The 9,035-nt window shown below is 71.4% G+C and carries 5 protein-coding genes and 1 pseudogene; 3 read left to right on the plus strand and 3 right to left on the minus strand.

What is annotated here, in order from left to right:
• Window positions 1-184 precede the first annotated feature (184 nt).
• Together ACY5KJ_RS13940 and ACY5KJ_RS13945 are read left to right on the plus strand one after the other, a co-directional pair.
• Window positions 185-1,853 (plus strand): annotated as a pseudogene (locus ACY5KJ_RS13940) (glycoside hydrolase family 13 protein).
• 50 nt (window positions 1,854-1,903) lie between these two features.
• Window positions 1,904-2,308, plus strand: coding sequence for a globin (locus ACY5KJ_RS13945; RefSeq protein ID WP_462203537.1), 405 nt, complete (start codon window positions 1,904-1,906; stop codon window positions 2,306-2,308).
• A gap of 56 nt (window positions 2,309-2,364) precedes the next feature.
• Here the strand turns inward: ACY5KJ_RS13945 and ettA are convergent, their stop codons facing one another.
• A complete protein-coding gene (ettA, locus tag ACY5KJ_RS13950; RefSeq protein ID WP_462187002.1) occupies window positions 2,365-4,047 on the minus strand; it encodes an energy-dependent translational throttle protein EttA in 1,683 nt (560 codons plus the stop codon).
• 213 nt (window positions 4,048-4,260) lie between these two features.
• Between ettA and ACY5KJ_RS13955 the strand changes: the two genes are divergently transcribed.
• Window positions 4,261-5,508 (plus strand): DUF1254 domain-containing protein, encoded by a 1,248-nt coding sequence (locus ACY5KJ_RS13955; protein WP_462187001.1) that lies wholly within the window; start codon window positions 4,261-4,263, stop codon window positions 5,506-5,508.
• A gap of 154 nt (window positions 5,509-5,662) precedes the next feature.
• On the opposite strand, the gene ACY5KJ_RS13960 is transcribed toward ACY5KJ_RS13955, so the two are convergent.
• Together ACY5KJ_RS13960 and ACY5KJ_RS13965 are read right to left on the minus strand one after the other, a co-directional pair.
• Complete coding sequence (locus tag ACY5KJ_RS13960; RefSeq protein ID WP_462187000.1) at window positions 5,663-8,032, minus strand: DUF7846 domain-containing protein; 2,370 nt, start codon at window positions 8,030-8,032, stop codon at window positions 5,663-5,665.
• Window positions 8,033-8,121: 89 nt separating this feature from the next.
• Window positions 8,122-8,784, minus strand: coding sequence for a single-stranded DNA-binding protein (locus ACY5KJ_RS13965; RefSeq protein WP_462186999.1), 663 nt, complete (start codon window positions 8,782-8,784; stop codon window positions 8,122-8,124).
• Between the last annotated feature and the right edge of the window lie 251 nt (window positions 8,785-9,035).

The raw sequence follows: 9,035 nt of genomic DNA on the forward strand, positions 1-9,035 counted from the left end.
ACAAAAGTCGGGTTGGAGTACTAGTGTCCAGCACGGCAACCGGAGCGACGCGGGCAAGGACCACGCGGGCAGCGAGAACGCCGAGGGGAACGAGAACGCCGAGGGCGCTGGGGACAACAAGGACAACAGCCCAGGAGCCGGCGACGCCGGGGAGCTGGATCGCCCGAATGGCGCCAACGGCCGGGTGCGGTCGCCCGGCCGGGACGGGACGTGGTGGCGCCGGGCCGTGCTGTACGAGGTGTACCTTCGCAGTTTCGCCGATTCCGATGGTGACGGGGTCGGCGATCTGGAGGGGCTGCGGCGGCACCTGCCCATGCTGGCCGAACTCGGCGTCGACGCGATCTGGATCACACCCTTCTACTCGTCCCCCATGGCCGACCACGGGTACGACGTCGCCGACCATCGCGGCGTGGATCCGCTCTTCGGTGACCTCGCGGACCTCGACGCCGTGCTCGCCGACGCCGCCGAGGCCGGACTCGCCGTGCTGATCGATCTCGTGCCGAACCACTCGAGCTCGGCGCACCCGGCGTTCCAGGCGGCGCTCGCGTCCGCGCCGGGCAGTCCCGAGCGGGAGCTCTACATCTTCCGCGACGGCCGAGGCCCCAGCGGCGAGCAGCCTCCGAACAACTGGGAATCGGTGTTCAGTGGATCGGCCTGGACGCGAGTGGCGGACGGCCAATGGTACCTGCACCTGTTCGACGCCGAGCAGCCCGACTGGAACTGGGATCATCCCGCCGTCCGCGCGGACCATGCCGCGACGCTGCGGTTCTGGCTCGATCGGGGGGTCGACGGGTTCCGGATCGACGTGACCCACGGGCTGGTGAAGGACACCGAGCTACGGGACAACCCGCCCGGCGCCCTGTTGGCTCCGGACAGCGGGTTCCGCGAGGAGCACGAGCCCCGGGTCTGGGACCAGGACGGGGTGCACGAGATCTACCGCGAGTGGCGCGCGATCACCGACGAGTACACCGCCCGCGACGGGCGTCCCAGGGTCCTGATCGGGGAGACCTGGGTGCGCGACCCGGCCCGGCTCGCCCGCTACGTGCGACCGGACGAGCTGCACCTGACGTTCTCGTTCTCCCTGCTGAGCATCCCCTGGTCGGCGGCGGCCTGGCGGGCCGCCATCGATGCCGAACGCGCCGCGCTGACGGCGGTCGGCGCGCCGGGCACCTGGGTGCTCGCCAACCACGACGTGGTGCGTCCGGCGACCCGTTACGGCGGCGGTCCCACGGGGACCCGCCGCGCGCGCCGCCCTGCTCACGCTGCTCGCACTGCCCGGCACCGCGGTGCTGTACCAGGGCGACGAGCTGGCGCTGCCGCAGGCCGAGGTGCCGCCGGCCGCCCGTCGCGACCCGATCTGGACGCGGTCCGGGGGCACGTCGCCGGGCCGGGACGGCGCCCGGATCCCCCTGCCGTGGTCGGGGGACACGCCCCCTTACGGATTCACCTCGGCCAGCGCCGACCCGTGGTTGCCGCAACCCGCCGACTGGGCGGACCTCGCGGTCCTCGCGCAGGCGGCCGACCCGATGTCGACCTGGCTGCTCGTGCGCAGCGCGCTCGCCCTGCGCCGTGCCCTCCCCCACCTGCGTGGCGACGACCTGCGCTGGCGGGACGACGCCCCGGCCGGATGCCTGGCCTTCGACCGCCCCGCGCCGGCAGGCTCGTCGGTGCCCCCGGCCCCGCCCACCTCGGTGGGGCCGGCCAATATGACCTGCGTGATGACGACCGAGGGGGAGGTGGCGGTTCCGCTGCCCGGACGGCTGGTGCTCGCCAGCGGACCGGTGGGGTACGACGACGCGACCCTGACGCTGCCCCCCGACACGACGGCGTGGATCGCGCCCCGCGACGGCTGAGAACACCCGTCGCCCGGATCGGGCCGCACCGCGTGCCGCAGAATGGACGAGTGAGCCAGTCTCCTCCGCGCACTCTCCCGGTCAGCTCCTTCTACGACGCCGCCGGCGGCGAACCGACGTTCCGGAAGCTGGTCGCGCGGTTCTACCAGGGTGTGGCAAACGATCCGGTACTGCGCCCGCTCTACCCGGAAGAGGATCTGACCGGCGCTGAGGAGCGCCTGCGCATGTTCCTCATCCAGTACTGGGGTGGCCCGACCGACTACCAGGAGCAGCGCGGGCATCCTCGGCTGCGGAGGCGGCACGGCCCGTTCGCGATCGGCCCGGCGCAGCGGGACGCCTGGCTGAAGATCATGCGGGCCGCGGTCGACTCCCTGGACCTGCCGCCCGATCTCGACAGGCAGCTCTGGGGCTACCTGTCGATGGCGGCGAACTCGCTGCAGAACCGCCCCGACTGACCGCTCGGTGCCCGCGGGCACAGCCGGGCAGCCGGGCGGCCGGCCCGGGTGCGCTCTCAGTCCCGGGTGAGCTTGCGGTAGGTGACGCGGTGCGGGCGGGCCGCCTCCTGCCCGAAACGATCGATCTTGTTGGTCTCGTAGTCGGCGAAGTTCCCCTCGAACCAGAACCAGCGCGCCGGGTCCTCGTCGGTTCCCTCCCAGGCCAGGATGTGGGTGGCGACCCGGTCGAGGAACCAGCGGTCGTGGGAGATGACCACGGCGCAGCCGGCGAACTCCAGCAGCGCGTCCTCCAGGGAGCGCAGCGTCTCCACGTCGAGGTCGTTGGTGGGCTCGTCGAGAAGCAGGACGTTGCCGCCACGCTTGAGGGTGAGCGCGAGATTCAGCCGGTTACGCTCCCCGCCGGACAACACACCGACGGGCTTCTGCTGGTCGGGCCCCTTGAACCCGAACGACGACACGTACGCCCGGCTCGGGAAGTCGACCTTGCCGACGACGATGTGGTCGAGGCCGTCGGAGACGACCTGCCAGACGTTCTTCTTCGGGTCCAGGCCCGAGCGGGTCTGGTCGACATAGGCGATGTCGACGGTGTCGCCGATGACGAGCTCCCCGGCGTCCGGCGCCTCCTGCCCGGTCAACATCTTGAACAAGGTCGTCTTACCGATGCCGTTGGGGCCGATCACGCCGATGATGCCGCCGCGCGGCAGGGTGAACGACAGGTTGTCGATGAGGAGCCGGTCATCGAAGCCCTTGGTGAGCCCCTTGGCCTCGATAACCTGGTTGCCGAGCCGGGGGCCGGGCGGGATCTGGATGTCCTCGAAGTCGCGCGGGCGCGCCCGGTCCGCCTCGGCGGCCAGCTCCTCGTAGCGGGCGAGGCGCGACTTGCTCTTGGTCTGGCGGGCCTTCGGGTTGGACCGGACCCACTCGAGTTCCTGGGCGAGTACCCGGCGCCGCTTGGCGTCCTTCTGGCCTTCGACCTTCAGCCGGGCCGCCTTGTTCTCCAGGTAGGTGGTGTAGTTGCCCTCGTAGGGCAGGGCACGGCCCCGGTCGAGCTCGAGGATCCAGCCGGCGACGTTGTCCAGGAAGTACCGGTCGTGGGTGACGGCCAGCACGGCGCCCGCATAGCGGGCGAGGTGCTGCTCCAGCCAGGCGACGCTCTCGGCGTCGAGATGGTTGGTCGGCTCGTCAAGCAGGAGTAGGTCGGGAGCCTCGAGCAGGAGCTTGCACAGCGCGACCCGGCGGCGCTCACCGCCGGAGAGCAGGGTGACGTCGGCATCGCCGGGCGGCAGCCGCAGCGCGTCCATGGCCTGGTCGAGCTGGCTGTCGAGCTCCCAGGCGTTCGCGGCCTCGATCTTGTCGATGAGCTCGGCCTGCTCGGCAAGGAGGGAGTCGAAGTCCGCGTCGGGCGCGGACATCTTCTCGTTGATCTCCTCGTAGCGGACGAGCACCCGGCGGATCTCGCGCACGCCGTCCTCGACGTTGCCGCGGACGTCCTTGGTCTCGTCCAGCGAGGGTTCCTGGGCGAGCATGCCGACCGTGTAGCCGGGGCTCAGGGTCGCCTCGCCGTTACTCGGCTGATCGAGGCCGGCCATGATCTTGAGCAGGGACGACTTCCCCGCGCCGTTCGGGCCGACTACCCCGATCTTGGCTCCGGGGAGGAACGACAGGGTCACGTCATCGAGGATGACCTTGTCGCCATGGGCCTTGCGCGCTTTGCGCATCTGGAAGACGTACTGCGCCATGCCATCAACCCTAGGGCATCGCGCCCGCGTTCCTCACAGCGGTGATCGGTGGCCCGTCGGCCGACGCCGGGGACCGGGCGGATCATCGGGTCCGCCCGGTCCCCGGACGGCATCCGGTGGGTACCACACCACAAAGAAGGGCACGGACTGTGGGGGCGACCGCTGCATGGGGGCGACCACTGAAACGGAGATGACGAGCGCGGGGAGGACGGCATGCTCGCGAGTGACCATCGGCTCGGGCTGGCGGCCGAGGCGTTCATCTTCGGATATCCCCTGGTCAGCAATGTCCGGCTGAGCGTACGGACGGCGGCTGAGGGAATCGGGCCGATCCGGCCCGCCGGGTACAACGCCTTCGCTCACGAGACGGAACCGCCCGCGCCACTGTCCTGCTTCGTCAGCGTCGACAACGACGCCCTGTGCTCGGTGGCCGAGGTCGACCTCACGCCGGGTCCGCTGGTCCTGCGGATCCCCGACACGCCGGATCGTTACAGCGTGATGATCTTCATGGACGCCTGGCGGAACAACTTCGCCTACGTGGGACGGCGAACCACCGGCGGACGGGGTGGGCGCTATCTGCTCGTCCCGCCGGGCTGGACGGGCAGCGCGCCCGCGTCGCTGGCCCGCATCAAGGCGCCGACCCGGCTGCTGACGCTGATCAACCGGTTTGGCTTCGACGGCCCGGCGGACATCGCGGCGGTGTCCCGGCTGCAGGAGGAACTGGACCTGAGCCCGCTGGATCCCGAGGCCCGCCGCGCGGAGGGACCGCCGGAGCACTCGAAGAGGGTCTGTGACGACCTCCGGTTCTGGGAGGAGCTGCGCATCTGGCTGCGCGCCTATCCTCCGTCGCGGGCCGAGGCCGAGTACGCCCGCCACTTCACCTCGCTCGGGATCCTCAACGATCCTTCGCCGTACATCGACCCCAACCCGGGCCTCGCCTGGTCCCTGCGCACCGGGCTGCGCGCCGGCCGCGACGAGCTCGAACGGGTGGCGCACGCCGGCCGGGCGCTGACGAACGGCTGGGCGAGCACCCCGCATGCCCTCGACTTCAACCTGGACCGACTCGGACCAGGCACGATCGACGATCCGGCCTGGCGGATAAGCGATCGGGCACAGGCCCGTCTCGCCCGGGCGATGGCCGCCCGGCTGCCGCGGGGCGCGACGCACGGCTACGAGGAGATCCAGGCGAGCCGTGCTATCGACACGGACGGCCGTCAGCTGAGCGGGGCCCACCGGTACCTGCTGGAGCTGGTGCCGCCGCCGCAGGCCGCGTTCTGGTCGCTGACAATGTACGACGCGCCCGAGTACTACCTCGTCGAGAATCCCCTGCACCGGTATTCCCTGCGGAGCGGCGACCGCGATCTGCGCCGCGGTCCGGACGGCTCGGTGCGCATCCTGCTCCAGAGCGATCCCCCCGGAGGACGGCCGGCCGCTTGCCAACTGGCTGCCCGCGGCAGTCGGTGATTTCCGGCCCGTCCTACGGATCTACGAGCCGGGGACTGACGTCCTCGACGGAACGTACATGCTTCCTCCCATCCGCCGCATCGACCGATCACCGGGCCGACCGATCACCGGGGGATCGGGGCGCCGGGGCAGGCAGGTTACCCGGGCGGGCAGGTCAGCCTCGACGATCATCGATGATGATGCGCAGCGGCGGCCGCCGCCCCTCGCCGACCTCATCGACCTCCCCCAGGGATCCGAGCACGGTGACCGGCGGGCCGGCAGCCGGCCGGGAACCGTCCGACCGGGAACCGTCCCGTGCGGCCAGCCGCACGGGCAACACCTGATGATCAAGGAAATGTTCCCGTCCGGAAGGGCTCGTCGCGTAGTAGGCCACGGTGATGGAGGTGCCCCGGCCGTCCCGCACGGTGCTCGCCGACGGACGGCCGAGGGATCCGGAATGCACCGGGGACCGGCCGGAGTCGTTGCGGTCCGTCGTGGTGCCGCCGGGGCTGTCCGTGCCGCCGGCGATGTTGGTGATACTGGTGATATTGGTGACGTCGGTGATATCGAGGCCGTCCGCGTCGACGGTGAGGATCATCGAGGTGGGGATCCGCGGATGGACCGGAATCGACAGGCGGCGGGCACCCTCGGTGAGCACGACGCGGGCGGAACGGGCGCCCGCGGGCGCGGCATCCACTCGCAGGGTCACCGCCACCCGCCTGCCGCTCCTGACCGCCAGCCGTTCGACCCGCGCGGTGGAAGGCGAGGCGGGTGAGCGGCCGTAGGCCGATGCCAGGCGGAGCAGGTAGGCCGGGCGGTCCGCGTGGTCAGCGGCCACGATGAGATCGTCGACCCCCCGCGACACGGCGAACAGGACGGGACCGTCGAGCTTCGGCCCGTTCGCGGTCACCGGAGTGGGATGCCCGAGAAACGGCGGGTTCACCGCGACGAACACGAGCGGGTCGCCCGGCAGCCGATCCAGCATCGCGCTGAGGTCACGGTCGTGCCCGGTGAGCGTGAGGTTGGCGCGCACCGCCCCGACCAGGACGACGGCCGTGAGCGCCAGGATGGCGGCGCCGGTCCCCGCGACGGCGGTGAGCCCGAAGCGGTGCCCGCGGGCGAAGACGGCTTCGCCGGCCCTGACCAGGCCCTCCGCGCCGAGGTGGACGAGCGGGATGAGCACCGGGACCAGGTAGAAGGGGCCGACGTAGCGGATGCCGCCCCACAACTCGGCCGCGTTCCACGCGCCCCAGAAGCCGACGTATCCGCCCAGGAAGAGCAGCCCACCCGCACCCAGGACCGCGGCGGGTGCGGACAGCTGCCGCCGAGCCGCCACGACGATCGCACAGCCGGCCAGCACTACTCCCCCGCAGGCCCAGCCGCCGAACAACCACAGGTGGTCGCCAACCGACTGCAGCCCTTCGACCAGGCCGAAGTCGTGCCTGCCGTCGCCGGGATACAGCTTGCGCAACCCGAAGCCGATCTTGTCGTCGGGTTCGAGGAGCGCGAACGGCAGCCGCAACGGGTCACCGGTGGCGGCGGCGTTGCTGAGCAGGACGAGCACCATGGGCGCGGCGAGCCCGCAAAGCAGCCACCGGCACAGCCACCAGCGCCCGCCCGTGGAGGTCAAGACCAGCCAGATCGCGAGCGGAGCCAGGAGCAGGACGACGTCGTACGGCCGCACCGCCGCCGCCACGCCGAGGGCGAGGCCCGCGACGACCACCGGTGCCGCCCGTCGGCGGCGCCGTCCCCGCAGCACTCCCAGGACGGTCACCTGCAGCAGCACCAGGGTCGGCAGGTAGCTCAGCACCATCGCGCTCTGGAGGATCACCAGCGGGGAGAAGGCGAGCAGGGTCGCCGCCAACGCCGCGGTCCGCCGGCTGCCAGACAGCTCGGCGCCCAGTAGGTAGGTGACGACGACCGCCGCCATGACGATCATCGCAAGCGCCGGATCGATGCTTCCCGTCAGCACGATGCCGATCGCGAAGATCGCGGGTACGAAGGGCGTGTACTTCAACACGTAGTGATCGCCGACAACGGTTCCCAGCCATGGCAGGTAGGACGGCGCCGGGTCCGGGGCGGGCGGGAACAGGCGGCCCTCGGCGAGGGTCCTGGCATGCAGGAGGTAGATGCCCTCGTCGTTATTGACCGACAGGAACGGGAACACGGTGTGCCGGAGGACGACGGCGACCGCCGCGCTCAGGACGGCGAGCACCATCACGTACCGGGCGGGCCCCGAGATACTCGCGAGACGAACGCGCAGCCGCTGGACGGGAGCCCGCCGACCGTGAGCGTCGTCGGAAGCCGGCGGCCCGGCCGGCGGTTGTTCGCCGTCCGGCCGGGACCGCGGCGTGTCGTTCCGGGGCTCGGCATCACCCCTGGGCGCGGCGACGACCACCGATCCGGGTGTCGCGTGCGCAAGGCCGCTCTCCAAGCCGGGACTCACGACAACCTGCGCATCGATGACGTCGAAGGGCGCCTGCGGCTCTGTCCCGGGTTCGGCGGAGACAGGCCCCGTCGGCCCCATCTCGTGCCGGCTGCTCATCCACGGCACGGTACCCAGCGCCCTTGGCCGCGCCGGACGCAGGTCGGTCCGACCCGCCCTCCAGGTCCCCGCCATCGACGGCTGGACGATCAGGAGAGGTCATGGGAGGAGGAGGGAAACGACTGCCAGGGTGAATCGTCGACCGTCACCGCGGACGGGCGCGGTCCGCCGGGCGCCACACCCGCGCCCTGGAGCCGCCCGGCACCCGCCGGCGGTCCCGCGACCATCGACGCCATGGCCGTCGCGGCAGATGCCGCTCCGGCCGCATCCGCATCCGCACCAGCGACCGGGAAGCCGGCCAGAGCGCCGTGCTCGGATCCCACCAGAGCGGACGGATCACTGGGAACACCCGTCGCGGCCGCCGCCCCCGCGGGGGCGGAGCCCGGGCGACGGGCAAGTCGCTCCGAGCGAGCCGCATGCCAGGTGAGCTCGGTTCCGACCGCATCCGCGTCGATCTCGTAGGTAACCCGCCGTTCCCCTTCGCCCGTCTCGAACGACCGCTGCCGCAGCCGGCCGTAGACGAGCGCACGATCACCCCGGACGAGGCTGGCAGCGACGTTGTCCGCGAGCTGGCGCCAGCAGGAGACCCGCAGGAACAGCGTGGTTCCGTCGACCCAGCGGCTCTCGGAACGATCGAACCGGCGGGGCGTCGACGCGAGGCGGAAGGTGCATATCGACGCACCGTTGGCCGCCATCCGATGATCCGGATCGTCGACCAGGTTGCCGACAAGCGTGATGGTCGTCTCGAGCATGGCGTGCTCCTCGGGTCAGGGACGGATCCGCCGGGCTGGCCGCGAACGGCCTCTCCCACAGTGAGCCGTCACGGCGGCTTCGGAAACCCTCGGTTGGTCGTCTGTGGATAACGAGGGTTCACCCACAGGCCACGCATCCCCGGACGTGCGCGCACCGGCACGCCGACGCTCGGACCCCACGCCGGTCCGCGACGCCTCCCGTTTGCCCGCCTGCCGCGGACGCCTCAGGAGTCGAAATGAAATAACTTGCG

This window comes from Frankia sp. CcWB3 (genome assembly GCF_977927595.1).

Coding starts and splice junctions, on each gene's coding strand:
- ACY5KJ_RS13965 (WP_462186999.1), bottom strand. CDS start 8,784: ATGCTCGAGACGACCATCACGCTTGTCGGCAACCTGGTCGACGATCCG.
- ACY5KJ_RS13960 (WP_462187000.1), bottom strand. CDS start 8,032: ATGAGCAGCCGGCACGAGATGGGGCCGACGGGGCCTGTCTCCGCCGAA.
- ettA (WP_462187002.1), bottom strand. CDS start 4,047: ATGGCGCAGTACGTCTTCCAGATGCGCAAAGCGCGCAAGGCCCATGGC.
- ACY5KJ_RS13955 (WP_462187001.1), top strand. CDS start 4,261: ATGCTCGCGAGTGACCATCGGCTCGGGCTGGCGGCCGAGGCGTTCATC.